The 25052-nt window shown below is 70.2% G+C and carries 23 protein-coding genes; 11 read left to right on the top strand and 12 right to left on the bottom strand.

The annotated features are described in order from the left end of the window. Positions 1 to 34 precede the first annotated feature (34 nt). Both ACTJJZ_RS10790 and ACTJJZ_RS10795 read right to left on the bottom strand, forming a co-directional pair. The gene (locus tag ACTJJZ_RS10790) at positions 35 to 790 is read right to left on the bottom strand and encodes an IclR family transcriptional regulator (RefSeq protein WP_440721185.1); all 756 of its coding nucleotides are present in this window, start codon (positions 788 to 790) and stop codon (positions 35 to 37) included. Between the two features lie 114 nt (positions 791 to 904). Then, entirely contained in the window at positions 905 to 1807 is a 903-nt protein-coding gene (locus tag ACTJJZ_RS10795) for an aldose 1-epimerase family protein (protein WP_440721186.1), read from the bottom strand. A gap of 300 nt (positions 1808 to 2107) precedes the next feature. Between ACTJJZ_RS10795 and ACTJJZ_RS10800 the strand changes: the two genes are divergently transcribed. Next, a complete protein-coding gene (locus ACTJJZ_RS10800) occupies positions 2108 to 4252 on the top strand; it encodes a DEAD/DEAH box helicase (RefSeq protein ID WP_440721187.1) in 2145 nt (714 codons plus the stop codon). 141 nt (positions 4253 to 4393) lie between these two features. On the opposite strand, the gene ACTJJZ_RS10805 is transcribed toward ACTJJZ_RS10800, so the two are convergent. Beyond that, complete coding sequence (locus ACTJJZ_RS10805) at positions 4394 to 4873, bottom strand: GNAT family N-acetyltransferase (RefSeq protein ID WP_440721188.1); 480 nt, start codon at positions 4871 to 4873, stop codon at positions 4394 to 4396. A 252-nt stretch (positions 4874 to 5125) separates the two neighbouring features. Between ACTJJZ_RS10805 and ACTJJZ_RS10810 the strand changes: the two genes are divergently transcribed. Continuing rightward, a complete protein-coding gene (locus ACTJJZ_RS10810; protein ID WP_440721189.1) occupies positions 5126 to 5980 on the top strand; it encodes a phospholipase in 855 nt (284 codons plus the stop codon). A 127-nt stretch (positions 5981 to 6107) separates the two neighbouring features. On the opposite strand, the gene ACTJJZ_RS10815 is transcribed toward ACTJJZ_RS10810, so the two are convergent. Then, positions 6108 to 7694 (bottom strand): Rv2578c family radical SAM protein, encoded by a 1587-nt coding sequence (locus ACTJJZ_RS10815; RefSeq protein WP_440721190.1) that lies wholly within the window; start codon positions 7692 to 7694, stop codon positions 6108 to 6110. A 145-nt stretch (positions 7695 to 7839) separates the two neighbouring features. On the opposite strand from ACTJJZ_RS10815, the gene ACTJJZ_RS10820 reads away from it, so the two are divergent. The 6 genes from ACTJJZ_RS10820 to ACTJJZ_RS10845 all read left to right on the top strand — a co-directional run bounded on the left by ACTJJZ_RS10820 (position 7840) and on the right by ACTJJZ_RS10845 (position 12561). After that, entirely contained in the window at positions 7840 to 8757 is a 918-nt protein-coding gene (locus ACTJJZ_RS10820) for a M15 family metallopeptidase (RefSeq protein WP_440721191.1), read from the top strand. A 163-nt stretch (positions 8758 to 8920) separates the two neighbouring features. Further along, positions 8921 to 10084 (top strand): acyl-CoA dehydrogenase family protein, encoded by a 1164-nt coding sequence (locus ACTJJZ_RS10825; RefSeq protein WP_440721192.1) that lies wholly within the window; start codon positions 8921 to 8923, stop codon positions 10082 to 10084. A gap of 177 nt (positions 10085 to 10261) precedes the next feature. Further along, complete coding sequence (locus ACTJJZ_RS10830) at positions 10262 to 10618, top strand: PadR family transcriptional regulator (RefSeq protein ID WP_440721193.1); 357 nt, start codon at positions 10262 to 10264, stop codon at positions 10616 to 10618. Position 10619: 1 nt separating this feature from the next. Beyond that, positions 10620 to 10991, top strand: a complete 372-nt coding sequence (locus ACTJJZ_RS10835) for a DUF1048 domain-containing protein (RefSeq protein ID WP_440721194.1) — start codon at positions 10620 to 10622, stop codon at positions 10989 to 10991. Continuing rightward, entirely contained in the window at positions 10988 to 11800 is an 813-nt protein-coding gene (locus ACTJJZ_RS10840; RefSeq protein WP_440721195.1) for an ABC transporter ATP-binding protein, read from the top strand. Before ACTJJZ_RS10835 ends, ACTJJZ_RS10840 begins: the two co-directional genes overlap by 4 nt. Then, on the top strand, positions 11797 to 12561 hold the full coding sequence (locus ACTJJZ_RS10845; RefSeq protein ID WP_440721196.1) for an ABC transporter permease: 765 nt from the start codon (positions 11797 to 11799) through the stop codon (positions 12559 to 12561). Before ACTJJZ_RS10840 ends, ACTJJZ_RS10845 begins: the two co-directional genes overlap by 4 nt. 100 nt (positions 12562 to 12661) lie before the next feature. Here ACTJJZ_RS10845 and ACTJJZ_RS10850 read toward each other — a convergent pair whose 3' ends face one another. The 3 genes from ACTJJZ_RS10850 to ACTJJZ_RS10860 all read right to left on the bottom strand — a co-directional run bounded on the left by ACTJJZ_RS10850 (position 12662) and on the right by ACTJJZ_RS10860 (position 15231). Next, entirely contained in the window at positions 12662 to 13066 is a 405-nt protein-coding gene (locus ACTJJZ_RS10850; RefSeq protein WP_440721197.1) for a VOC family protein, read from the bottom strand. Between the two features lie 102 nt (positions 13067 to 13168). Further along, positions 13169 to 14728, bottom strand: coding sequence for a multicopper oxidase family protein (locus tag ACTJJZ_RS10855; protein WP_440721198.1), 1560 nt, complete (start codon positions 14726 to 14728; stop codon positions 13169 to 13171). Next, positions 14725 to 15231, bottom strand: coding sequence for a hypothetical protein (locus ACTJJZ_RS10860; RefSeq protein WP_440721199.1), 507 nt, complete (start codon positions 15229 to 15231; stop codon positions 14725 to 14727). Before ACTJJZ_RS10860 ends, ACTJJZ_RS10855 begins: the two co-directional genes overlap by 4 nt. Positions 15232 to 15295: 64 nt before the next feature. Between ACTJJZ_RS10860 and ACTJJZ_RS10865 the strand changes: the two genes are divergently transcribed. Together ACTJJZ_RS10865 and ACTJJZ_RS10870 are read left to right on the top strand one after the other, a co-directional pair. Continuing rightward, positions 15296 to 15763, top strand: coding sequence for a MarR family winged helix-turn-helix transcriptional regulator (locus ACTJJZ_RS10865; RefSeq protein WP_440721200.1), 468 nt, complete (start codon positions 15296 to 15298; stop codon positions 15761 to 15763). 156 nt (positions 15764 to 15919) lie between these two features. Beyond that, the gene (locus ACTJJZ_RS10870; protein ID WP_440721201.1) at positions 15920 to 16678 is read left to right on the top strand and encodes a sulfite exporter TauE/SafE family protein; all 759 of its coding nucleotides are present in this window, start codon (positions 15920 to 15922) and stop codon (positions 16676 to 16678) included. A gap of 80 nt (positions 16679 to 16758) precedes the next feature. Here the strand turns inward: ACTJJZ_RS10870 and ACTJJZ_RS10875 are convergent, their stop codons facing one another. The 5 genes from ACTJJZ_RS10875 to ACTJJZ_RS10895 form a co-directional block, all read right to left on the bottom strand. After that, positions 16759 to 17403 (bottom strand): TetR/AcrR family transcriptional regulator, encoded by a 645-nt coding sequence (locus ACTJJZ_RS10875; RefSeq protein WP_440721202.1) that lies wholly within the window; start codon positions 17401 to 17403, stop codon positions 16759 to 16761. A gap of 21 nt (positions 17404 to 17424) precedes the next feature. Continuing rightward, the gene (locus ACTJJZ_RS10880; RefSeq protein WP_440721238.1) at positions 17425 to 19863 is read right to left on the bottom strand and encodes a beta-glucosidase family protein; all 2439 of its coding nucleotides are present in this window, start codon (positions 19861 to 19863) and stop codon (positions 17425 to 17427) included. Positions 19864 to 19906: 43 nt separating this feature from the next. Further along, the gene (locus tag ACTJJZ_RS10885) at positions 19907 to 21187 is read right to left on the bottom strand and encodes an MFS transporter (protein ID WP_440721203.1); all 1281 of its coding nucleotides are present in this window, start codon (positions 21185 to 21187) and stop codon (positions 19907 to 19909) included. Positions 21188 to 21366: 179 nt separating this feature from the next. Continuing rightward, positions 21367 to 22302, bottom strand: coding sequence for a pirin family protein (locus tag ACTJJZ_RS10890; RefSeq protein WP_440721239.1), 936 nt, complete (start codon positions 22300 to 22302; stop codon positions 21367 to 21369). A 2-nt stretch (positions 22303 to 22304) separates the two neighbouring features. Then, on the bottom strand, positions 22305 to 22613 hold the full coding sequence (locus tag ACTJJZ_RS10895; RefSeq protein WP_440721204.1) for a GNAT family N-acetyltransferase: 309 nt from the start codon (positions 22611 to 22613) through the stop codon (positions 22305 to 22307). 274 nt (positions 22614 to 22887) lie between these two features. On the opposite strand from ACTJJZ_RS10895, the gene recQ reads away from it, so the two are divergent. Then, positions 22888 to 24999, top strand: a complete 2112-nt coding sequence (gene recQ / locus ACTJJZ_RS10900) for a DNA helicase RecQ (RefSeq protein WP_440721205.1) — start codon at positions 22888 to 22890, stop codon at positions 24997 to 24999. The last annotated feature ends 53 nt before the right edge of the window (positions 25000 to 25052 follow it).

Consider the following 25052-nt stretch of genomic DNA (forward strand, 5'->3'; position numbering starts at 1 on the left):
TCGGCAACCGCACAGCGGAAACCAGCCGCGTATGTCAGTGCGCGTTGGCGGCCGTCGAGATCTCCTCGGCGATCCCCTGCATGACGGGAATCGCGCGATCCGCGAAACCTTCGTCCACCCGCGCCATCGGGACCGACACCGAGATGGCCGTCAGCGCAGGCATCCTCGGGACGAGCGTGGCGTAGCAGCGCACTCCGACCTCGTGCTCCCCGTCGTCGATCGCGTACCCGCGCTCGCGCGTGAGCGCCAGATCCTCGAGCAGCGCGTCGATCGAGACGATCGACTTCGGCGTCGAGGAGGGCAGCCCGGTGCGTGCGGCGATCGCGCGCACCTGGTCGTCCGAGAGTTGCGCCAGGATCGCCTTGCCCACGCCGGTGGAGTGCAGGTGCGCGCGGCCGCCGACCTCGGTGAACATGCGCATGGCGTGCGGCGAGGGCGCCTGCGAGACGTAGACCACCCGGTCGTCGTCGAGGGTCGCCAGATTGGCCGTCTCGCCGAGCGTGCTCACCAGCGACTTCAGCTGGGGCATCGCGATCGCGCCGAATTGCCGGTTCGCGATCTCGCCGAGGCGGACGAGGCGCGGACCCAGGGCGTAGCTGCGATCGGACAGCTGGCGCAGGTAGCCGCACTCGATCAGCGTCTGCAGCAGCCGGTGCGTGGTCGTGAGCGGGAGGCCGGCCATCGGCGAGATCTGGCTGATGGTCAGGTAGCCCCCGGCTCCCGCGATGAGCTCGAGCAGATCGAAGACGCGCGTCACCGACTTCACGGTGGTGGGTGCCTTGGCGGCCATGGCGGAACCTTTCGCGCTCTGGAGGCATGCATCCGCATAGCGGAAAGACTTGCCAGGAGCAGGATATCCCAGCGGGCGGCTCGGATCGAGGTCTCCGCTGTGCGGATCAATGCGTCAGGCGCTGAGCGTGATGCCCCACTGCACAGTCCAGCGCTCGCCCGGCTCCAGGCGGCGCAGGCCGCGGCCGGAGTTGAACGCCTCGGCGGGCGCGGTCATCGGCTCGAGGGCGACGACGAGGTCCTGCCCGGGGAAACGGGTGTTCGTGTAGGCCTGGAGGTAGTCCATGCCCTCGCCCTGCCAGAGTGTCGCGACGCGGCCGTCCGGGGCGGTGAGCGTGCTGCGCACCAGGCCGTCGTCATCGCGATGCAGGTTCGCGAAGCCGGTGTCGAGCTGCAGGTCGGCGAGGCGGCGCGGAGCGCGCAGGTCCGTGCCTTCGGACACCGGCGACTCTCCCACCGGCAGCATCCGGTCGTCGGTCTCGAAGTACGTCTCGGCGGGGATCCGCAGCCGCAGCTCGCGCGGATCCGTGCCGCCGATCGTGACGTAGGGGTGCGCGCCGATCGCGACCGGGGCGGCGGAGGAGGCGCGGTTGACGATCGTGTGCTCGGTCGTGATCCCCTCGGCGCCGAGCGTGTAGCGCACGGAGGTCTCGAGCAGGTAGGGGTAGCCCGTCTGCGGCACCACGTCCGCACGCAGCAGCACCGTGTCGTCGGCCTGATCCGCGATCTCGTACGCCGTGTAGCGGAGCAGGCCGTGGCTGGCGTTGTGCAGCTTCGGCTCCGTGATCGCCAGGGCGCGGGTCTCGTCGCCGTCGATCCAGATGCCGTCGCGGACCCGGTTCGGCCACGGCACGAGCACCACGCCGGCGCAGGCGGGCGCCGGTTGATCCTCGGGGTAGGGCGGGACGACCGTCGTGCCGTCGACGACGAGGTGCCGCAGGGACGCTCCGACCTGGGAGAGCTGCGCGCGGACGCCTCCGGAGGCGAGGTGGATCTGGACGCCGGTCGGAGTGCTCATGCCGCCATCGTAGAGCGGCGGCGGTGCCGGCGGAGGCGGGATCCGGCCGGGGCCGGTTCCCAGGCGGCTGCGGTAGCATGGGAAGGTCGGCTTCGGGCAACCGCAGCTCCACGGGATCCCCGTCGAGCGCGGATGTGTGCGAACGTGTGAGCCCAGGGGCCGATGGTGAGCCGGCGGATCGATCGCCGGGCGCTTATCCATCACATGAATGGCCCCCGGCCGAAGACTGCCCGGGTATGTCCGCGCCCCACGAGGGCGACGGGCGCTGTTCTCGTGCGAGAACCAGACAAGGACACACCCATGCCCAAGAACCACAAGCCCAAGGGCGGACGTCCCTCGGCCAACTTCGAGCCGCGCTACGCCAAGAAGACGTCGTTCCACGACCGGCACAATCAGGGCCGCCCGGCCCGCGACGGCGACTCCGGCCGCACCGGCGGCGAGCGCACGGACCGCTTCGCGCGCACCGACCGCCCGGCGGCGGCGAGCCGGTATGCGGGCGCCGACCGCGGCACGCGGTACGACCGCGACGCGCGGCCCTCCCGTGACGACCGCGACGCGCGGCCGGTCCGTGACGACCGCCGGGTGGACACCCGCCCGGGCAGCCGCTCGCCGAACCATCGCGGCTTCCGCCCCGAGTCCGCTGCCGGTGGACCCAAGCAGCGCTGGTCGGCGCAGGAGCGCGCGGGCCGTGACGAGGCCCGCTCCATCCGCAACCGCGCCGAATCGGGCCGCGTGGACGCCCCGCATCGCCGGGACGACCGCCCGCGGTTCGACCGTGACGCGCGCACTGAGCGTCCGCGGTTCGACCGTGACGCGCGCACTGAGCGTCCGCGGTTCGACCGTGACGCGCGCACGGACCGTCCGCGTTTCGATCGGGACGACCGTCCGCGTCGTGATGACCGCACCGACCGTCCGCGTCGTGATGACCGCACGGAGCGCCCGCAGTTCGACCGGGACGCCCGGACCGAGCGTCCGCGGTTCGATCGGGATGATCGTCCGCGTCGTGATGACCGGACTGAGCGTCCGCGGTTCGACCGGGACGCCCGGACCGAGCGTCCGCGGTTCGACCGGGACGCCCGCACGGAGCGTCCGCGGTTCGACCGCGATGCGCGCACCGACCGCCCCCGTCGCTCCGACGGACCGAACCGCAGCGACTGGAACCGCACCGCGGATCGTGCACCCAAGCATGAGCCGATCGAGGACGTCGTGCACGAGCGCCTCGTGGCGCAGACCGTCGAGGCGGCGGAGGTCGCTGATGTGACGTTCGGCGACCTCGGCCTCGGATCCAACATCGTCGAGATCCTGACCCGCATGGGCGCGGAGCGACCCTTCCCGATCCAGGCCGCGTCGATCCCCGCGGTCCTCGAGGGCCGCGACGTGCTCGCCCGCGGCCGCACCGGATCCGGCAAGACCATCGCGTTCGGCGCTCCGCTCGTGGAGAGCATCCTGACCTCGCAGAAGGGCAAGAAGCGCGAGTTCGGTCGCACTCCCCGCGCGATCGTCCTCGCACCGACCCGCGAACTCGCGCTGCAGATCGACCGCACGATCCAGCCGATCGCGCGCAGCGTCGGCCTGTTCACCACCCAGATCTACGGCGGCGTCCCGCAGGCGCGCCAGGTCGGCGCGCTGAAGAAGGGCGTCGACATCGTGATCGGCACGCCCGGCCGCATCGAAGACCTGATCAACCAGGGCAAGCTCGACCTCTCCGACGTGCGGATCGCCGTGCTCGACGAGGCCGACCACATGTGCGAGCTCGGGTTCGTCGAGCCGGTGCAGCGGATCCTCCGGGCGACCGGCGAGGGCAGCCAGAAGCTGCTGTTCTCCGCGACGCTCGACCGCGAGGTCGCCGCGCTCGTCGACGAGTTCCTGGTCGACCCGGCCGTCTTCGAGGTCGCCGGCGAGACGCAGGATTCTGGCACGATCGAGCACCGTGTGCTCGTGATCGAGCACCGCGACAAGGCCGAGATCCTCACCTCGCTCGTGGACCGCGACGGGCGCACCCTTGTGTTCTCGCGCACCCGCGCCTACGCGGAGCAGCTCGCCGAGGCGTTCGAGGACGCAGGGATCCCCGCGGTCTCGCTGCACGGCGACCTGAACCAGGCGAAGCGCACGCGCAACCTGCAGAAGCTGACCTCGGGCCGGGTGAACGTGCTCGTCGCGACCGACGTCGCCGCGCGCGGCATCCACGTCGACGACATCGACCTGGTCGTGCAGGCCGACGCCCCGGACGAGTACAAGACGTACCTGCACCGCTCCGGCCGCACCGGTCGCGCGGGCAACGCGGGCCGCGTGGTCACGCTGATCACCCGCCCCCGCGGGCGCCGCATGACGGAGCTGCTGAACCGTGCCGAGATCGACGCCCCCTTCGAGGAGGCACGCCTCGGCGACGACATCCTCGAGGAGATCGCCGGTCGCGTGCCGACCGCGGCCGACCTCACCTCCTGAGCCGGGGCTCGCCGACGGGCGAGCACTCCCGGACAGGCCGAAGGGCCGGAGGGCGCGGGATCCTGTGACAGATCCTGTCGTCCTCCGGCCCTTCGCCGTCCGCGGCGCGATCCGCCGAGCCGGAGCGCCCGCCGCGTCCGGTCAGAGCGCGAGGGCCCAGTCGTTGCTGAGGATCTCCGTGCCGCGGAACGCGAACGGCCTCGTGCGGCGCAGCGAGAAGCCGGCGCGACGGCAGAGCGCGTTCGACGGGGCGTTGTCGACGGCCGGGTAGGCGTGGATCTCGGCATGCCGGCCGTCCGCGCGCACGATCTCGATCAGCGCCTCGAGTGCGCTGCCGGCATATCCCCGCCCTTGGAACTCCGGGAGGACGCTCCATCCGGTCTCCCAGACCACCGCGTCCGCGTCCTCGTCGTTCTCCCAGTAGCCGATCGACCCGACCGCTACGCCGTCCGCGCAGATGACGAGCATTCGGCCGGGGAGGTCCGTGCGGAGATAGCGCCGATGGCGCTTCTCGAGCTCCTCCTCGGTCTCGGGGCCGACGAGATGCGCGGTCATCTCGGGCGAATTGAACCGGTCCAGCAGAGGCCGGTCATCGTCGTGCCACGGGCGCAGTGTCACCATCCGGCCACGATACGGAGGACCACGGACACCGGCCCGCGGTGCAGACCCGGGCTCTATGCGCAGACCGGGACTCTATGGTGAGAGGCCGCTGAGGCCGAACCTGAGAATCGGGTAGAAAATTCTGCCGTATCCGTCGGATACTCGGAGGTCTCCCAGACTCAGTGATGCAGGATCGTTACCTTGTACGCCCGACCCGAGGGCGGACCTGCCGCTACCCGAGCGGTGCGAAGACTCCAAGGATCGTTACTCGTCATGTCAAGAAACCCGTTCTTCCGCTCTTCCCGCAGCAAGACCATCACTCTGGTCGGCGCCGCAGCCCTTCTCGGCGTCATCGTCGTGGGAGGCGCCGCTGTCGTCGCGCCGTCCGTCGCCGCCGCGGCTCCCGCGCAGGCCCAGATCGACGACGTCACCGCCTACAACCAGCGGGCGCAGGTGCGCGCCGCCCTCGACACCGCCACCACCGCGCTGACCGACGCCGCGGCCGTGAACGCCGATGTGAAGGCCTCCGGCCTCGACCTCGGCCAGGTCAGGAAGGTCGTGGACGCGACCGGACTGCACTCGGCGCACGATGTGCTCTCCGACGTCGCCTCGGACAAGGGCGCCGCGCACACCGCTCTCGCCGTGGCCGTGGCCGACTACTCCGAGAAGGTGGAGTCGCAGGTCGCCGAGGTGCGCACCAACCTGAACAACGCCATCGCGCAGAAGAAGGCCGCGGACGCCGCTGCCGCTGCCGCCGCCGCGCAGGCCGCCGCAGCCCAGGCTGCCGCTCAGGCCGCTGCCGAGGCGCAGGCCGCGGCGAACACCCCCGACGGCGCCCGCGCCGCCGCGCAGCAGATCATGGCCAGCCAGTACGGCTGGGGCGATGACCAGTTCCAGTGCTTGGACTCGCTGTGGAACAAGGAGTCCGGCTGGAACTACCAGGCCTACAACCCGTCCGGCGCCACCGGCATCCCGCAGGCGCTCCCCGGCGACAAGATGGCGTCGATCGCCGACGACTGGGAGACGAACGCCACCACCCAGATCAAGTGGGGCCTCGGCTACATCTCCAGCGTCTACGGCACCCCGTGCTCGGCGTGGGGTCACTCGCAGGCCACGAACTGGTACTGAGCCGCGTCGTACGCTCCTTCACGACGTCGAGTCCGTTCGGCCTCGGCTGACGCACAGAAACGCGGTCTCTCCGGAGGCCGCGTTTCTGTGCATCAGGCCGAGACGCCGGCAGGCTGGATCGTGGGCATCAGAAGAGCGTCGGCGCCGGCGCGGGCGCCCTCGGCGATCCGATCCGCGAGGGCGAAGGGGTCTCCTGGGCCGGTTGCTGGAACAGCCACAGCGGCTGCGGGTTCGCGGGCTCCGGTTCCGAGAAGGACCGCCGTCGCGGCGGGCTGTCGTCGGCCTGACGCGCCTCCAGACCGTGCATGCGGATCAGCGGCTTGACCCGTCGACCGAGCCACTTCCGGTAGTCCGTCGGCGCCTCGACGGCGGAACCCGGATAGAGCTCGCGGTATGACGAGAGCAGATCGGGACGGTGCTGGGACAGCCACTGCAGGAACCACGGCTTCACCCCCGCCCGCAGGTGCAGCGCACCGTAGACGACGTGATCCGCACCGGCCTCCTTGATCCGTCGCAGCGCGCTGTCGATCGCCCCCACCGAATCCGTCAGGTGGGGCAGGATCGGCATCAGGAACACGCCGACTCGGAAGCCGGCGTCACTGAGCGCACGCACCGTGTCGAGCCGGGCCTGCGTGCTCGGGGCGCCGGGCTCGATCGCCTCCCGCAGCGTCTCGTCGAACATCGCGATCGACAGCTGGACGTCCACGGGCACCCGGTTGGCCGCCTCCACCAGCAGCGGGATGTCGCGGCGGATCAGCGTCCCTTTGGTGAGCACCGAGAACGGCGTGCCGGACTCCGCGAGCGCGCCGACGATCCCCGGCATCAGCCGGTACCGCCCCTCCGCGCGCTGATACGGATCCGTGTTGGTGCCGAGCGCGACGGTCTCGTGCTTCCAGGATCCGCGCCGCAACTCCTTCTCCAGCGTCTCGACGACGTTCACCTTGACCACGATCTGTGAGTCGAAATCGCGCCCCGCGTCCAGATCCAGGTAGGTGTGCGTGCCCCGGGCGAAGCAGTTGTGGCTGATGACGCCGTTCGCGATGAAGTCGCCGGTCCCGGTTGTGATGTCGAGAAGCTCCCTCTCGCCATCCAGCGCGTCGATGGACCGAACGCGAAGATCCGCGACGGTCTTCACAGCGGTTCCCTCGAGGTTGAGTTCCATCGCCGAAATGGCACCCGCTCCTAACCCCATCAGCCGGTTGTTCGTCGTCAGGTGCGGCCTCTGTCCCTCGTTCCCACCCGTCACGTGTCTCCAGCCGCGATCGGTGAGGAAACGGTGGTCTCCGCTGGCGACCAGGGATGTCCCGTCGGCCAGGGCGATCCGATAAGCCGGCTTCCGGGTGGACCACTTCGCTTGGATCCGAGTGCAGACATAGCGGCGGTACGCCCCGCGCTTCTCGGTTCCATAGATCTCGTCTCCGACCTCGAGGTCTCGCAGCGGTCGTTGACGGCCGTCGGCGCACAGAATCATCGTGTCGGGCGAGACGCAATAGACGCACGCGTGGCTGCAGCCGCGGTACGGGTTGATGGTCCAGGAGAACGGCATCTTGGACGGCCCGGGGACGTGGTTCAGCGCCGACTTCGCGAGCACCTCGTGGAACGTCATGCCGGCGAACTCCGGTGTCGTCACGGTCCGCAGGAAGCCGGTCCGGTTCTCCATGCCGGGCAGCGCCTCGGCGTCGGTCTCGTCGATCCTCTGTCCCTGCCACCTCATATCGTTATTCGAACATAATGACGATGGAAGGTCAAGATGGAATCGGTGAGATATTCGAATGTCGCGGACGCCCAGGTGCGGCGGCGAGAATGGATCCGTGGGATACCCGAGGCACCCGACGCGCGCTCGCGGCATGGATCAGCGCGTGGTGTTCCGACTCTTCGTGACGGTCGGCCTGGCCGTCGCGCTGATCGGCGCGCTCTGGGCGCTCGCGGACGGCTCGGCCTCGGCCGGTCCCCGGGGGGCATCCGCCGCGGCCGAGAGCGCGACGTCCGGAATCGTGATGCCGCCGTCGGCCAAGAGCCTCCCGCAGGTGCGGCTGAGCGGCGTGGTCGCGGCGAACCCGTGCGCGCAGCCCGCCGTGCAGACGGCGCTCGCGTCCGGCGGGGACGACGCGGTGATCTCGGCGTTCGGCGGCGGCGTGCCGTTCCGTGCGGCCGTGGCCGCCGGAAACGCGCCCTGCATCGACCTCGGAGACCCGAGGCGCGACTGGCTCGTGGTGAACAAGGCCAGGCCGCTGAACCCGCTGAACTTCGCGCCCGCGTCCCTGGCCGAGCCCGCGCTCGTCGTCGACGACACCGCCGGTCCCGTGCGCAGCGACGTGGCGCAGGCGCTCGACCGGCTCTCCGCGGCCGCCGACGCCGCCGGCGTCGGCCCGGTCGGTCTCGGCAGCGGCTATCGGTCCTACGACACCCAGGTGCAGACGTACTCCGGCCAGATCGCCACCTACGGCCAGGCGCAGGGCGACGCCCTCTCCGCCCGCCCCGGGCACAGCGAGCATCAGACCGGGATGGCGGCGGACGTGGTCTCCTGCGCCGACGGGTGCGGCGACATCGACTCGTTCGGCGCCTCCCCGGCCGGTGTCTGGGTGGCGGCGAACTCGTGGCAGTACGGATTCATCGTCCGCTATGTGGCGGGGCAGACGCCGGTCACCGGCTACGACCCCGAGCCGTGGCACCTGCGCTACATCGGGGTGCCGCTCGCGACCGCCTACCACGACGGCGGATTCAGCACGCTCGAGCAGTTCTTCGGTCTTCCCGCGGCCCCCGCGTACCCCGGCTGAACCCGTTCCGAACGCTCGGACGGACCCGGCTGGACCGATCCCACAAACGTGACACCGGGTGTCACGTCTCGTGGGATGCGTTCCCACAGTTGACGCCGTCAGGCCCGTCTTTCCGCGTAGGATCGCGAGTGCGAAGACGCACACACGATCTGGAGGAGCGCGCATGGAACGCGACATCTACGACGAGGACCACGAGGCCTTCCGGGATCTCGTCAGGGATTTCATCAAGCGCTACGTCACCAACGAGGCGATCGAGCGGTGGAACGCCGACGGCGAGATCGACCGGGCCACGATGCTCGCCGCGGGCGAGGCCGGGATCATCGGCCTGTCCGTGCCGGAGGAGTTCGGCGGCGCCGGCATGCTCCAGGACTACCGGTTCCGCACGGTCGTGATGGAGGAGATCATCGCGGCCGGCGCCGGGTCCCTCGCCGGAGCCTTCGGGATCCAGGATGACCTCGCGGTGCCCTATCTCGTGCACATGGGCACGCAGGAGCAGAAGGCGAAGTGGCTGCCGCGGATGGCCACGGGCGAGGTCATCGGCGCGCTCGCGATGTCGGAGCCGGGCGCGGGATCCGACCTGCGCGGCATCAAGACCACGGCCAAGAAGGTCGACGGCGGCTATCTCGTCAACGGTGCGAAGACGTTCATCTCCTCGGGCAAGACCGCCGACCTGGTCGTCACGTTCGTGAAGACAGGGGAGGGCAACCGCCCCGACGCGTTCAGTCTCGTGCTCATCGAGAACGGCATGGACGGCTTCGACCACGGCAAGAAGCTGCACAAGATGGGCTTCCAGGGTCACGACACCGCCGAGCTCAGCTTCACGGACGTCTTCGTCCCCGAGGAGAACCTCATCGGCGGCACCGAGGGCCAGGGCTTCGTCCAGCTCATGATGAACCTGCCGCTGGAGCGCTTGTCGATCGGCGTCGCCGGCGCGGCCGCGGCGCAGGCGGCCTTCGACTGGACCGTCGCCTACACGAAGGATCGCGAGGCGTTCGGCCAGCGGATCATCGACTTCCAGAACACCCGCTTCACGATCGCCGACATGGCGGCCACGGTCGACGCGCTCTGGGCGTACATCGACCGCGCGCTGCTGGCCTACAAGGACAGCAAGTTGTCCGCGGAGGAGGCGGCGAAGGTCAAGTTCTGGGCGACCGAGCGCGAGTGGGAGGTGCTCGACGCCGGTGTGCAACTGCACGGCGGCTACGGCTACATCACCGAATACCCGATCGCGCGCGCGTTCCTCGATGCCCGCGTCCACCGCATCTACGGCGGCACGAACGAGATCATGCGCGACATCGTGTCTCGGCAGATCGCCGGGAAGCGCTGACGCCTGCTGTCCGCCTGAGACTGTCGCAGAACGCCCCCGGATCCTCGGATCCGGGGGCGTTCCGGGTGTCTGGGACACGGCGGCGATGGATCGGTATTCAGTGTTGCTATGTACCGGTACTCAGTGTTACTTTCTACCAGTAGTCAACGTCACTGAGTAGATGAGGAGGCGATCGCGATGGCGAGTCAGATGACCGAGATGCTCAAGGGCACTCTCGAGGGCATCGTCCTGGCGATCCTGGCCGAGCGATCGGCGTACGGATACGAGATCACCACGCGCCTGCGGGAGGGAGGGTTCTCCGACCTCGCGGAGGGAACCGTCTACGCGCTGCTCGTGCGCATCGAGCAGCGCGGCCTCGTGGACGTCGAGAAGGTTCCGTCCGAGAAGGGTCCTCCGCGCAAGGTGTACTCGCTCAACGCGCGGGGACGGGATCAGCTCACCGACTTCTGGAGGACCTGGAGCTTCCTCGCAGAGCACATCGAACAGCTCCGCCACACCGACAGCAGCACGACCGACGCGAATGAAGGAGCCTGACATGGCCGCCAAGTGGATCGAAGCCCTCACCGGGTCCCTCGAGCAGAAGAAGCAGTACAAGCAGGACAAGGCCCGCATCGAGGCCCTTCCGGCCCCCTACGCGGAGGCTGCCCTGGCGATGCATCGCTACCTGATGTACGCCGGCGGCATCACCGACGGCGACACCATGGTCCGGATGTACGCCGACATGGCCGACCTCTGGGAGCGCGCCGCCGTCGACGGCACCCCGGTGCGCGACATCGTCGGCGACGACCCGGTCGACTTCGCCGAGACCTTCGCCAAGGCGTACGCCGGGCGCGAGTGGATCGACAAGGAGCGCACCCGGTTCACGCGGGCGATCGACGACGCCGCCGGGAAGGAGAACCGATCATGAGCACCGTCACTGCGCCCGCGATCCGCGTGGGCGGTATCACCAAGGCCTTCAAGGACCTGCAGGTCCTCCGCGGCGTCGACTTCGAGGTCGCGCGGGGCAGCATCTTCGCCCTGCTCGGCTCGAACGGCGCCGGCAAGACCACGCTCGTACGGATCCTGTCGACCCTGCTCAAGGCCGACGGCGGATCCGCCACCGTGCAGGGCTTCGACGTCGCCGCCGCACCGGACGACGTGCGCGAGGCGATCAGCCTCACCGGCCAGTTCGCGGCGGTCGACGAGGTGCTCACCGGTCGGGAGAACCTCGTGCTCGTCGCGTCGCTGCGTCACCTGAAGGATTCCGGCGCGATCGCGGACGACCTGCTCGCCCGGTTCTCGCTCACCGACGCCGGAGGGCGCCGCGCCGGCACCTACTCGGGCGGCATGCGTCGTCGGCTCGACATCGCGATGAGCCTGATCGGGGATCCACCGGTGATCTTCCTCGACGAGCCCACCACCGGCCTCGACCCCCAGGCGCGCATCGAGGTCTGGGACACCGTCAAGGAGCTGGCGAACAACGGCACCACCGTGCTGCTCACCACGCAGTACCTCGACGAGGCGGAGCACCTCGCCGACCGGATCGCGATCCTGCACGAGGGCGCCATCATCCAGAACGGCACGCTCGCCGAGCTCAAGCGGCTGCTGCCGCAGGCGACCGTCGAATACGTCGAGAAGCAGCCCAGCCTCGAGGAGGTCTTCCTCGCCCTGGTCGGCCCGTCCACCACCCCTGAGCCCGTCGAAGGCACCGGCGCCACGAAGGAGGCCATGAAATGACCAGTCACATCCTGCGCGACACCGGCACGCTCACCCGCCGCTCGCTCACGCACATCCTGCGCAGTCCCGACACGATCATCACCACCGCGGTGACCCCGATCGCGCTCCTGCTGCTCTTCGTCTACGTGCTCGGCGGCGCGATCCGCACCGGATCCGACCAGTCCTACATCGACTACATGCTGCCGGGCATCCTGCTCATCACGATCGCGTCCGGCATCGCGTACACCTCGTACCGGCTGTTCCTGGATCTGCAGGGCGGGATCTTCGAGCGGTTCCAGTCCATGCCGATCGCCCGCTCGAGCGTGCTGTGGGCGCACGTGCTCACGTCGCTCGTCGCGAACCTCGTGTCGGTGGCGATCGTCGTCGGTGTCGCGTTCGCGATGGGATTCCGCACGGGAGCCTCGGTCGGAGCCTGGCTCGCCGTGGCCGGGATCCTCGTGCTGTTCACCCTGTCCCTGACCTGGCTCGCCGTGATCGCGGGTCTGAGCGCGAAGACGGTGGACGGCGCGAGCGCATTCAGCTACCCGCTCATCTTCCTGCCGTTCATCAGCTCGGCGTTCGTGCCCACCTCGTCGATGCCGGGCCCGGTCGCCTGGTTCGCGGAGTACCAGCCCGTGACGTCGATCGTGAACACGATCCGTGCCCTGTTCGCCGGGCAGCCGGTGGGATCCAGCATCTGGATCGCCCTCGCCTGGATGGTCGGGATCCTCGTGGTCGCCTACGGCTTCGCGATCGCGGTCTACCGGAAGAGGATCAGCTGAGCAGATTCGCCGGCGCCGCGCTTCGACAGCCTCAGCAACCGGCGCGGTCCCTGAGCTCATCGAAAGGCGGAACCGGATCGAGCCGTCTCAGGCCGTGCCGCTAACGGTGGTCGTCTCGGTCGGGCGTCGGCAGTCCGCGTGAGTCGTCGTCCGCGATCATGCGCAGAAGGTTGCCGTCAGGGTCGAGCAGCGTGGACATCTGCTGGCCCCAGGGCGCGGTCTCGATCGGGCGGACGCTCGGCAGCCCGTATCGTTCCTGTGGCACCCCGGCGGCGCGGACCGCGTCGTAGAGGCCCGGCAGATCGGCGACGCGAAGACAGCAGCCGAAGTCGTGGCCGCGCGGCTCATGGTCCTCCTTGCGGAAGAACTCGAGCTGGAGATCTGCACGACGCAGCACCAGCCAGTCGTCGTCGCGGTGCAGTTCCCGGAACCCGAAGCCACCGTAGAAGGCGGCCGTCGCGGCGAGGTCGCGTGATGGAAGATTCGGCACGGCACGGTCGGTCACGCCCCGAGCTTAGGCCGTGTCGCCAGAGCGCTTCGCGACACCGCGCCACTGCTCGAGGCGGTTGACGCGGCGCTCGACGACGTTGCGGCTCCGCGACACGTCCTACGTCACCAGGAGATTGCCCATCATCGCCATGTCCTCGTGCTCCAGGTTGTGGCAGTGGAAGACGTATCGGCCCCGGTAGCCGGTGAAGCGGGCGGCGATCGTGGCCTCCTCGGCGGGGCGGAGGTCGATCACGTCCTTCCAGCCGTGGTCGTAAGGGCCGGGTCCGGAGAGCCCGCGGGACAGCACCTGGAACTGCGCCAGATGCAGATGGATCGGATGGTGGAAGTCCGTGACGAGTCGCCAGACCTCGGTGCTGCCCAGCGCCACGGTGGCGTCGGCATGTCCGGGGTCGAACGGGCGGCCGTTGATCTGCCACCCCATCTGCCCGCCCAGGTTGCGGAACAAGAAGCTGCGCTGGACGGAGGCGTCGGCTGCGCTGAGCGACCGGATCGGCGAGAGCGTCTCCGGGATCCGGCTGTCGTCGGGCGCCGGATCCCCGACGTCGAAGCGCATGACGGCCGACGTCGGCCCGATCTCGAACTCGTCGCGCAGGATCACACGCTGGCCGGGGCGGTAGCGGCTGAAGTCGACGACCACGTCGAAACGCTCCGCCGGGGCGATCTCGATCGCGTCATGGGCGATCGGGCGGTGGAGCAGGCCTCCGTCTGAGCCGATCTGGACCAGGCCCCCGCCGCCGGGCGGCGGGGGATCGAGCGCGAGCCGGTACCGCCGCGCGTTGGAGGCGTTCAGCAGTCGAAGCCGGTAGCGGGCCGCATCGATGTCGGCGCGGGGCCACGCCCGGCCGTTCACCAGGATCACGTCGCCGAGCACGCCGGCGGTGTAGGCGTCCTCGACGCCAGGCATGTCGATCAGCGCCGGATCCAGGCTGGGATAGCGGAGGGACCCGTCGGCGGCGAACGAGCGGTCCGCGATCATGATCGGCAGGTCCCGGGATCCGCGGGGAAGCGGAAGCGTCTCCTCCTCGTCGTCGTGGATCAGGAGGAAGCCGGCGAGACCCCGCCACACGCTCGCGCCGGTGAAGCCCATCCGGTGGTCGTGGTACCACAGGGTGGCGGCGCGCTGATCCATCGGGTAGGAGTACAGCCGCTCGCCGGTGACCACTCTGGCCCTCGCGTCCTCGGGCATCGCAGGGGAGGGCGCAGGCATCCGCCAGCCGGGCGGGATGATCAGGTCGGTCGGGTACCCGTCGCTCTCGGGCGGGGTCTGCGCGCCGTGCAGGTGCACGACCACGGGCACGCCGAGCTCGTTGCGGTGGCGTACGACGACCGAGCGCCCTTGTCTCGCGTGGATCGTCGGACCCGGGAAGATCCCGTTGTAGCCCCAGATCGGGGTGTCGACGTCCGGCAGGATCCGGGCGCGTCCCGGCCGCTGCACCAGCTCGTAGTAGTCGGTCTCGTCGTCCTGGCGCGTCGGGGCCAGCACCGGCGGCACCGCGAACGGACTCGTGAACGGCCGCGGACGCGCGCGTTCGCTGGCCAGCAGCACGCCGGTCGAGGATGATCCGGCCACGCCGGTGAAGAGCGGGACGCCCACCCCCGCGGCGGCGCCGAGGCCGGCCGCGAGCCCGAGCAGGCGGCGACGGGTGAGCTCGATCATCGCGGGTCCTGAGCGACGTCGTGACGGGGCGCAGAGCCCGAGCGGGACGCGCCCGCAGCACCCGTCTCGGCGCCGGATCCTGGTCGGGGCGGGTTCCGCCATGACCACAGCGTCAGGCCGACGGCGAGCACGATGATGCCAACGCCGAGCGGCACGTGGAGGGCGACCGCGCGCGCGAAGCCGAGCACGATCTGCAGCGCGATGAGACCGAACAGGCCGAGCGTCGCGGCCGCCGGCCACCACGGACCGCGTCCAGGCCAGCGGATCAGCACGGCCGCGGCCAGGGCGACCAGCACCGCGATGCCGGCATACGTCGCGTTCTCGCGATGCGTGAGCAGGGCGGGGTAGGAGCCGGCCAGGAACTGTCCCGCGAAGACCGCCTGGTCGCCGAGGAGCACTGCCGCGACCGTGCTCGCCAGGCGGAACGGCCACCGCGTCCAGGTGCGCTCGGACGCTCGGGCATCCCTCGTGTACGCGTCGCCCTGGTGCGCATTCGTCGCCACGACATCTCCTCTCTTTTGAGATCGTCTCATCTACAACTATCTTGTTCGAGATAGGATTGCAAGGGTGAGCAGGGGTGAACGGGTGGAGTTCGAGATCGGCGCGCTGCTGCGACGGGCGCACCGGATCGCCGCAGTCACCGTCAACGACGCCTTGGAGCCGCTCGGCCTGCAGGGGCGCCATTTCGGCGCGATGATGTCGCTCGCGGCGGAGGGCCCGGTGAGCCAGCGCAGGCTCACGGATCGCGCGGGGAGCGACAAGTCGACCATGGTGCGCACGATCGACGAGCTGCAGGATCGCGGCCTGTGCCGCCGTCGGGTCTCGCCCGAGGATCGGCGGGTCAACCTCGTCGAGTTGACGGAGGCGGGCCGTGAGCTGCTCGGGCGTGCGAGGGCCCTGGCGGGTGCTGCGGCGACCCCGCTGTTCGCCGGGCTCACGGCCGGGCAGCGCACTGATCTGCGCGATCTTCTCGCGGAGTTCGTCGCCTCGCAGACGGACGGCGGATCACCGGAGGTGCCCGGCGTCGGCGACTGAGCCTCCGCCTCTCGCGCCCCGTGACGGCGCCGATGCTGCCCGCCCGACCCGGGTTCTGCGTGGCTCGGTCCTCCCCATACAGACCGTGTGGTCGGTCGGTATGTTAGAGTGAGGATCGCCGGCGTCGGCTTTCGCGCTCGGCGAAGGCATCGATGGATGGAGCCGTACATGTTCCTCAGCCTCATCATGCTGGGCCTGGGCATCGGCGCTCTGACCGGTCTTCTCGGCGCCGGCGGTGGGATCCTCGCGGTCCCGGCGCTCGTCTATCTCGTCGGTATCCCTGTGGAGGCGGCGGTGTCCACGTCCCTCGTGATGGGGGCGATCGGCCCGGTGGCGGCCCTGGTGCCGCGCTTGCGCGGCGGAGTCGACGGAAGGGTCGCGCTCGTCGTCCTGGCGACGGGCGTTCCGGCGGCTTTCGCCGGAACAGCCATCGGACGTCTGCTTCCGGACGATGCGACGATGCTCGCCTTCGCCCTCCTGATGGTGGCCTCCGGTGTCCAGATGCTGCGCGGGCGCGGAACTGCTGAGGACGTCGATGTCCGCCCCTCGCGCTGGATCGTGCGCGCACTCGCCGTCGGTCTCCTCGTCGGCTTTCTGACCGGCCTTCTCGGTATCGGCGGCGGATTCATCACCGTTCCGGCGCTCGTCTTCGCGCTCGGGATGCCGATGAATCGCGCGATCGGGACGTCCCTCGTCATCGCGGTCGTCAACTCGCTCGCTGGGATCGCGGCGCATGCGGGCACGTCGACCGTCGGCTGGGGCGTCGCGCTCACGTTCGTCATCCCGTCGATGGCCGCGGCGTTCCTGACCGCACGTCTTGCGCGCCGGGTCAGCAACCGCGTGCTGCAGAGATCCTTCGCGATCCTGGTCCTCGCCGTCGCCGCGCTGACCGTGCTCCAGATCGTCTTCTCGTAGGCGGGCGGAAATCACGGATCCTTGTCCTCGGCATGCCGAGGTCGTTGTTCCTGCGGCTGCGACGAGGCGGAGACGACGGGTCAGGCGGAGGCGGGCAGCGCCCAGCGGCTCTTCAGCAGGTGCACGTGCTCGCGCACGTGCGCCACCATGTCGATCCCCTTCGGGTTCACGAGCCATTGCTGCTGGATGCCGTCGAGAAGGCCGATCGTGTTGCCGGACACCAGTCGAGCCGGCATGTCCGGGTGCATGGATCCCAACCGGACGCCGTCTTCGATGGCCTCCACGAGCCACGACGAGGTGCTCGAGTAGTGCCGTTTCAGCCAGTCGTGCGCGGGGTGATCCGCCTCGGTCGCCTCGGCCGAGACCCGCACGAACACGGCGACCCATTCCGGTCGCGTCGAGTTGCGCGCGGCGAGCGAGACGAGCGCGTCGAACGCGGCCCAGCCCAATGGCGTGCTGCCGTCTCCGAACAGGAACTCGTTGTCGTCGTGCTCGTGGCGTTCGAGCACCGCGGCCAGCAGAGCAGCCTTGGAGGGGAAGTGGTGCAGCAGCCCGGACTGTGAGATCCCGCTCGCTGCGGCCACCTCCGCGATCGACATGCCGTGGAAGCCCGCATCGGCGATCTGATCCACCGCAGCATCGACGATCTGGCGTCGGCTCTCCTCGGCTCGTCGCCGCGGGCGACGGGTCTGGGGTTCGATCGTGTACCGCGGGGGGAAGGACAAAGATGCACCTCTCGTTCGGCGTCAGCGGCCGGCGCCGTTCTCGTCCCGGGCGACCTCTACGGGAATCGTAACGCGGACGTCGCCCAGGCCTCGGGCGAGGATCAGGGATCCGGTGCCGACCGGTCGCCACCCGCTCTCCTGCTCGTCCCATCGGCGCAGCAGCCGTCGGTCGCACGGCACTGTCACGCTCGCCGACATGCCCGGCTCGAGGGTGACCTGTGCCCAGCCGATCAGCCGGATCGGCTCCTCTGCCCGGCGCGGACGGAAATACGCCTGCACCGTCTCGGTGCCGCTGTGCTGTCCGGTGTTGCGCACAGTGAGGCGGACGCCGGCCAGCAGGTGATCGGGTGCCGGCACGATCTCCGGCGAGACGTACTCCCATGTCGTGTAGCCCAGGCCGTGTCCGAACCAGAACGCCGGCTCCTCGGCGCGCTGGTCCCAGCCGCGATAGCCGAGGAAGACGCCCTCATCGTAGGTGAGCATGCCGGCCCTCGGAGCGGTGGTCCATGCCGGTCCCTGGCGGTTGCGTCGAGGGAAGGTGGTGACGAGTCGTCCTTCCGGGGCGACCTCGCCGAACAGCGCCGCCGCGATCGCGTCACCCGCCTCTTGGCCGGGCAGCCCGGCGAACAGCACCGCATCGACCTGGTCGATCCACGGCATCAGCACGGGCGAGGCCGCATTGACGACGACCACAGTGCGGTCGGCGCTGGCGGCGACGGCCGCGACGAGGGCGTCCTGGTCTCCTGGCAGCGCCAGCGTGGTCTTGTCCTGCCCTTCGGTCTCCTGGTCGGTCGTCAGCCCGACCACGACGATCGCCGTCTTTCCGGTCGCCTCGGCCGCCGCTTCCGCGATGGCCGAGGCGGACGAGCGCGCAGCCTCGCCCACGACCAGACCGAGAATCCGGGGGATCGCCTCGCGGCCGACGCTCGCCGTGACCTGCTGGCCCGGCTGGACCATGACCGTGGAGGCATGGCTGGCGGGGCGGAAGAATCCGCCGCCCGGCCCGGGGTGGTAGTCGATGCGGTACTCGTCCTCGAAGCCGTCGGTGACGATCCGCCAGTTTCCTGGGCCGCGCGTGCCGAGCTGTACCGGGCCGCCGAGGGGCACGTCGAGGAGGGCGGAGAACTCGATCCGCTCGGCGCCCTCCAGCCAACCGGTCTGGCTGTCCTCGAGCTCGGCGACGTCGAGGTGTCGGCTGTGCAGTACGCGCCCCGCGGCGTCGAGCACTCGCGCACGCACTCCGCGTGAGCCGGTCTCCGGATCGCGCACCAGCGAGGGGCGTGCCGCCGGAAGCGTCTTCCTCGTCTCGACGCCGTCGACGACGACGACGTTCGCTGTGCGGCGCCGGATCCCCTCCGCGACCGAGACGACGTGCGGTGGGCGCACTTGGGCGGAGCCGCCGCCCTGGGCGATCGTGTCCACCGCGTGACGGCCGATCAGTGCGACGGATTCTTCTGCGGGCAGCGGAAGGAGGCCGTCCTGGTTCTTCAGCACCACCATCCCCCTCGCCGCCAGGGAGGTCAGCTGCTCCCGCCGCAGAGCGCCGGCCGGGGAAGGGATGTCGGTCGCCCAGCTGCGGGTCTCGCCCAACGCGCCGACGCGGCGGGCAAGCCGCAGCAGACGCCGGAGGTGATCGTCGACGACGGTCTCCGGCACAGCGCCGGAGCGCACGTCGTCGACGAGCTGCTCGCTCCACGGGGTCACCGGACCCGGCATCACGAGGTCGAGACCGGCAACGGCGCTGCCCGCCGAGGACGTGGTCGCGTACCAATCCGACACGATCACGCCGTCGTAGCCCCACTCGGTCTTCAGCACGTCGGTGAGGAGAGCATGCTGCTCGGTCGAGGGCACGCCGTTGATGTCGTTGTATGCGGCCATCAGGGTCCAGGGGTCCGCGTCCTGGATCGCGATCTCGAAGGGCGCGAGGTAGACCTCGCGCAGCGTCTTCTCGGTCATGGAGACGTTCACCGAGGTGCGCTCCGTCTCCGACTCGTTCCCGATGAAGTGCTTGACGCTCGCGGCGATGCCGCGGCGCTGCAGTGCGTTCGTGTACGCCGCGGCGAGGTGACCGGTGAGCAGCGGATCTTCGCTGAAGGCCTCGAACAGCCGGCCGCCGAGGGGGGAGCGGTGCAGATTGATGGTCGGGCCGAGCACGACGTGGGTCTGCTGCGCCTCGGCCTCATCGGCGAGGATGGCGGCGGCCTCGGCGAGCGCGCCGGCGCTCCAGGTCTGCGCGAGCAGGCTCGCATTCGGCAGCAGGCAGCTCTCTCGACCGCCGACCACGACAGGCCCGCGCACGCCGGTCGGGCCATCGGAGAGGACGACCGGTTCGAGCCCGATCTCCGGCTCGCCGTGCAGCGAGAAGCTGTCGGCACCGGACAGCAGTCTCACCTTCTCCGGGAGGGAGAGTGCCGACATGGCCTGTTCGATGAGCTCCTCGTCCTCGGCGTTCGGGTTCATGTCCCTCACGGACGCTCCTGCGGTGTGCTGGCCCGTCATCGTCTCATCTCACCTTCCGCACCGGGATGATCAGCGCCGCTCCCGCGAGCGCGATCACCGCCGCCGTCATCAGCATGGCGTCGTAGTTCGAACCTGTGAGGCCGATGATCCAGGCTGCGAGTCCCGGGGCGATGACCTGCGGGCCCGCCATGGCGATGTTGAAGACGCCGAGATCCTTCGCGGTCTCCTCCGGATCCGGCAGCACGTCGAGCACGAGCGCGAGGTCGACGGAGACGTAGACACCGAATCCCACGCCGATCACGGTCTCGGCGACGAAGAACATCGCCGGCGTCGCGGCCTGGGTGAGTACGAGGGTTCCGGCGGCGAACAGAACCGCAGAGCCGATGATGAAGACCTTGCGCCGACCGAGCTTGTCCGAGAGCCAACCGGCCACCTGGCCGGCGACCACGAGCGCGATCGTGAAGCAGAGTACGCCGGTCGCCATGATCTGCGTGGCCTGCCCCGGGGTGAGCCGCAGCTCATGCTGGATCCACAGCAGCCGGAACGTGACGAACATGAAGTTGGCCAGCACGACCAGGAATCGCGACCACCAGGCGAGACCGAAGTCGGGGTTCTTGATCGGGTTCACCCAGAACGTCTTGAGCACCGTGAGCACTCCTGCGTCCGATCGTGCCGGGTACGGGCGAGGCTGGTCCGGGAGCACGATCGCGTAGATCAGCACGAGGACGAGGCCGATGATGCCGGGGATCAGCAGGAGGAGAAGGATCTGCGCCGTGAACATCTGCGCGGCGTAGGCGGCACCCAGCGAGGCCGCCTGCTGTGCCACCCCGATGGCTCCGCTGACCTTGCCGCGCTGCACCGGAGGCAGCTGGTCGGCGACCGACGCGGTGTGCGCGGCGATCGCCGCATTCACCGAGATCTGACCCAGGATCCATGCGACTGCGATCACCAGCGGCGTGGGGGCGATCGCGATGACCACGAGCGTCACCAGCAGGCCGGACATCCCGATGACGAGCCACGGTCGCCTGCGGCCGAAGCGGCTCATCGTCCGGTCGCTGATACGCCCGAAGACCGGGTCGAACAGCAGCGCCGCCACGGCTCCGATCGACGTGATCATGCCGAGATTCGGAACGACCTGAGCCGCAGGGAGCAGCGACTGCAGCTTCAGCACGAGCCCGGCGGAGAGCACCGCGAAGAGCGGAAGCATCAGCCCGAACCGAGCGAGGATCATCGTCGCGACCACGAGGGGCCGTGCGCGGACGGTCGGTGCAGCGAACGTAGGGGGCGCCGCGGAGTCGTCTGCGGCGGTGTTGTTCTGGGTCATGCCCGTCCTCCTCATTGAGAAAAGTTACCGACCGACCACTCGGTCTGTAGTGAGGATACGACACGGACGCGACCACCGCAAGAGCGCGGGTGGCGGAGTGGACCCGGGAATCACCGCTACCCGGGGCCCACGCGGCCGCGTCGGCGGCGGGCGGCCGAACGGGGAGTCTGGCCCTGCGCTCAGATCCGCCGGCGACGCGGCATCAGACGCACGGGCGGGATCGGCGGCGCCGGGACGCGCTCGTCACCGTGGCCCACGACGTGACCGAAGCGCTCGGATCCGGCCTCCCAGTCCTCTCTCGCCTGCGCGATCTCCTCGTGGCTGCGGGCGGCGAAGTTCCACCACATCACCAGGTCCTGCTCGAAGGGCTCGCCGCCGAGGAGGAAGAGCAGCGCGCCGGCCTCACTCGAGACCGTGACGGCGTCGCGGGAGTCGCCGAGGAACAGCACGTCGTCGACGGTGAGGGCGGCCTCGGCGAGCTCCGTCCCCGAGACGCGGGCGTCGCCGTCGACCAGCAGCAGGCCGTGCTCCCAGGCGCTCTCGAGAGGCAGCGTCACCCGGCTGCCCGGTTCGAGGCGGATCTCCGCGCCGACGATGGGCGTGTGCGCGGTGGCGGGGGAGTCGATGCCCGCGTACGACCCCATCACGACCGTGACGTCGGCGTCGGATCCGGTCTCCGCCGGCAGCGCCAGGCCAGGCAGGGCGAGGTGTTGCTCGAAGCCGGGGGCCCCTGTCGCCGCGCCGTCGGGCAGCACGACCCACAGCTGCAGGGCGTCGAGCGGGCCGGCGTCCTCGCCGACCGAGTACTCGGAGTGCGCGATGCCGTTCCCCGCGGTCATCAGGTTCAGCTGCCCGCGTCGCAGCACGACGTCGCTGTCGATCGTGTCGCGGTGCCGGATCTCTCCGACCAGCGGCCAGGTGACCGTCTGCAGGCCGATGTGCGGATGCGGCTCCACGCGCATGCGCACCTCGGCGGGCCCGAACCGGTCGAGGAAGCACCACGCGCCGATCGTGGGCACGTCCTTGCTGGGCAGCACGCGCTGCACATTCATCGCACGTACGCCGCCGAGCGGGACCTCGCGGGCCGCGAGCACGGCGGCGCGGGACCCGTGCAGAGTCACGCCGTCTCCTCGGGCAGTGCGGGGAAGCGTACGGACGCACCCGGCACGTCGTGCGTGCGCAGGTAGTTGGCGATGTAGGGGCAATACGGCACGATCGTGTCCCCGATTGCGACGGCGTCGGCAAGCGCCGCGGCGGCGAGCTTCGCGGCGAGCCCCTGGCCCTGGAACGCGGGATCCACCTCGGTGTGCGTGAACAGGATCTCGCCCGGGCGACGGCGGAATTCGGCGAATCCCGCGAGCGCGCCGTCGCTGCTGATCTCGTAGCGGGACGCCGCCTCGTTCAGGGTCACGGCGATCTCGGGCATGGTGCTCCTTCATGCGGTGTCGTGCGGTTCCGGCGGGTCCGGGCGCGGCCGGGCTCTGGTCCAACCTATGCCCGTGAGCCGGTGGCGAGGCGGGATCCGCGGCGCCCGGCGCGGGAGGACGAATGCGATCCCGACGCAGGATCCGCGCCCCCTGGATCCTGCAGAGCCGACATAGTCCTGTGGAACTGCACTGCGTGGCCCACGCGGGCTCCTCGGGCCGGTCGGCCTGTGGATGGGAGCCCTCAGTGTCCGCGGCGCTCGTTACGCTGGAGGCATGCCCCAGAACGATCCGCGTGACCCCTATGCGGATCTGCCGTGGTCCGACGAGCCGCTCGACGAGCCGTGGGATGCGCCGCCGGAGGAGGGCGAGTGGTTCGGTTCGCCGGGAGCCGTGCCGCAGGGCAGCTTTCCGGCGCCGGCGACGGCGCGGACAGCGGCGCCGTCATCCGTTCGGGCGGGCACGGCCACGTCCGCGCGCCCGTCCTCGTCCGCGCGCCCGTCCTCGTCCGCACCGGCCGGCCGGCCCGCGCCCAGCCGTTTCCCGACGCCGCTCGAGGCGCTGAAGGCGGTCTACGGCTACGACGCGTTCCGCGGCGACCAGGCTGAGACCATCGACCACGTCGTGGCGGGCGGCGACGCCGTCGTGCTCATGCCGACCGGCGGCGGCAAGAGCCTCTGCTATCAGATCCCGGCGCTCGTGCGCGAGGGCACCGGCCTCGTGGTCAGCCCGCTCATCGCCCTCATGCACGACCAGGTCGACGCCCTGCGTGCCAACGGCGTGAGCGCGGCCTACCTGAATTCGACGCAGACGTCGGCCGATCGCGCGGAGGTCGAGCGCGCCTATCTCGCGGGCGAGATCGACCTGCTCTACGTCGCGCCCGAGCGTCTCTCGAACCCGCAGACGCTGGCGCTGCTGCAGCGCGGCTGCCTGAGCGTCGTCGCGATCGACGAGGCGCACTGCGTGTCGCAGTGGGGTCACGACTTCCGGCCCGACTACCTCGCGCTGGGCGGGCTCGCGGAGCGGTTCCCCGGCGTCCCGCGGATCGCGCTCACCGCGACCGCCACGCGCGAGACGCACCGCGAGATCACCGAGCGGCTGCAGCTGCCCGCCGCGAAGCACTTCGTCGCGAGCTTCGACCGGCCCAACATCCAGTACCGGATCGATCCCAAGGTCGATGTCCGCACGCAGCTCGTCGCGTTCATCCGCAGCCAGCAGGATGCCGACCCGTCGACGGGCTCAGCGACCGGACGCGGAGCCGCCGGCATCGTCTACGCGCTCAGCCGCTCCTCGGTCGAGCAGACCGCCGAGTATCTGCGCGCGCAGGGCTTCGACGCGATCCCGTACCACGCGGGCCTCGACGCGGCCACGCGGGCGGCGCACCAGTCCCGCTTCCTCCGCGACGAGGGCGTGATCGTCGTCGCCACGATCGCCTTCGGGATGGGGATCGACAAGCCGGACGTGCGCTTCGTCGCACACGTCGACCTGCCCAAGTCGGTCGAGGGCTACTACCAGGAGACCGGCCGCGCGGGTCGCGACGGCGAGCCTTCGGTCGCCTGGATGGCCTACGGCCTGGGCGATGTCGTGCAGCAGCGCCGGTTCATCCAGCAGGGCGACGGCGACCGCATGATCAAGCAGCGGCAGAATCAGCACCTCGACGCCATGCTCGCGCTGTGCGAGACCGTGGACTGCCGGCGTCAGAACCTGCTCGGCTACTTCGGGCAGACGTCCGGGCCGTGCGGCAACTGCGACACCTGCCTCTCCCCTCCCGAGGGCTGGGACGGACTCGTGCCCGCGCAGAAGCTGCTCTCCACGATCGTGCGGCTGCAGCGCGAGCGCCGGCAGTCGTTCGGCGCCGGACACCTCATCGACATCCTCCGCGGCGCCTCGACCGAGAAGATCCGCAAGTTCCGGCACGACGAGCTCGCCACCTACGGGATCGGCGCCGATCTCACCGACGCGCAGTGGCGCTCGGTGGTGAGGCAGCTGCTCGCGCAAGGACTCATGCAGACGCAGGGCGAATACGGCACGCTCGCGATCAGCGAGGCGAGCGCGGGCGTGCTCGCCGGCACCACGCCGGTGCGGCTGCGGCACGACGTCATCTCCCGGGTGTCGAAGGGGTCGGGCGGGGCGGCCAGGAGAAGCGCCGCCGATGCGCTCGCCGAGGAGGATCGCGGACTCTTCGAGGCGCTGCGCGCGTGGCGGGCGCAGACCGCGCGCGAGCAGGGCGTCCCGGCGTACGTCGTCTTCGGCGACGCCACCCTGCGCGCCCTCGCCGAGCACCGGCCGAGCCGACCGGACGACCTGGTCGGGATCAGCGGCATCGGCGAGAAGAAGCGCGAGGCGTACGGGGAAGCCGTGCTCGAGGTCATCGCCGCCGCAGGCTGACCGCTCCGCAACACCGCTCCGCAGCACCGCGGTCGGCACCGCCATCGAGGCCG

Origin of the sequence: Microbacterium sp. 22242 (assembly GCF_052045495.1) — a bacterium.
In the GTDB taxonomy this organism is placed as follows: domain Bacteria; phylum Actinomycetota; class Actinomycetes; order Actinomycetales; family Microbacteriaceae; genus Microbacterium.